Consider the following 1,394-nt stretch of genomic DNA (forward strand, 5'->3'; position numbering starts at 1 on the left):
ACAACTGTTTGATCCGCTCTTTCTCCGCCAGCCAGTTCACATGGGGCGTCGAGCCGCTATGACCGAGCGGGCCATCCAGCGCATCCCATCTCCGCAAATGGAGGTGCTACTCAATTTCGTAATAGAAAGCCAATACATCACACAACGTGAAGAGTATTAATTTCTATCTGGAGAACAGTATTCAGAAGAGCTAGCTCTGCTAGAAATAGGAAATGCAAGCTGATCAATATCTGCATGCACCCCACAAACTCCAATTCCTAATGCGGTAGGATCTATCCCTTTCGAAGACAGGATCAGCCGCCCCTTTTTGTAAGATAATGATATGCGGCCATATTGTGTTTCATGGATGAGACTTTCGCCAACTATTTTCATTTCAAAAGAAAAATAACATGCATTTTGATTGGCCTGCGTGCTATTTAGGCGCACTAGATAACTCCGTCCAACTCGCTCCACGTAAAGGTAATCATTAAATTCATCCACACAGGATTTTCTACTATTTTGATACGTGCATAGTTCACTTTTTTTGATATAACATCCAGGCCATTTATCTAGTGAAAAAGAAGCAAAATAATCTTGCTCATTATTTTTTTTCGATTGAGATGATCCATTATTTACAGGCTCAGCCAAGCAAGATAACTGAACCAAAAAAGACAGTGCCAATACTAATATCCTACTCAATCTCTGTCCCCTTCCATTAAGTACCTATATCTCTGCCTTCCTGCTTCGTACTGGGATAGTTCCAGAGTCTCTCGAATATATCTTGCCAGCGCATATTTGTTGTTCTTAGAAATGTAAGGTATCTGCCTATCCCAAATACTTCCTTGCTGATAGGTAAGATCAACGGCTATATCTCTAATTAGATCATGAAGTCTTTCCCAAGGAACAGCGCCCGCATCTCCCGAAATAGCAATTGAGTATCTTTGCCGGGCGGCAAGCTCATATCTTGGATATATAATATCCTCAAATAATTTGCGCTGCGCCTCTATTGTTATATTACCGAAAGCCTCTCTGTTTTCGATAACAAAATTACTGGCAGCCGAATTGGAAAGGCCTGCTCCGCGAGAAAATCTTTCAGCTGCGCCAGCATCTACACCTGCCGCAATTAGATCCGAATACACAGTGGCAGATGAGCGATGCTTCATATCGTAGCCTCGCCCTAATGTCACACCAGAAGCTCCACCTGGCCAATGCAAACGCCGACTGAAGTATTCACTTGCCGGATTATCATTCCCTTCAGCGTCAAAAGTAATTTGACCACGCTCGACAAAAAGATCGCCTATACGACGAGTATTCGAAAAGCACCCAACCAACCCAATCGGATGCATATGAAACACCTGCCCATGTGCCGGCAGTCCCACTCTCTCGGCGGCCTCATCCCACCAGCACAACTGTTT

General features: G+C 44.0%; 2 protein-coding genes. Both read right to left on the minus strand.

What is annotated here, in order from left to right; translation table 11 throughout:
* Positions 1 to 156: 156 nt before the first annotated feature.
* Positions 157 to 660, minus strand: a complete 504-nt coding sequence (locus BLQ74_RS27340) for a hypothetical protein (protein ID WP_139199147.1) — start codon at positions 658 to 660, stop codon at positions 157 to 159.
* A 14-nt stretch (positions 661 to 674) separates the two neighbouring features.
* On the minus strand, positions 675 to 1,394 hold a 720-nt coding region (locus BLQ74_RS27345; RefSeq protein WP_212633181.1), incomplete at its 5' end, for a lysozyme family protein.

This window comes from Pseudomonas panipatensis, assembly GCF_900099785.1.
Taxonomy (GTDB): domain Bacteria; phylum Pseudomonadota; class Gammaproteobacteria; order Pseudomonadales; family Pseudomonadaceae; genus Pseudomonas; species Pseudomonas panipatensis.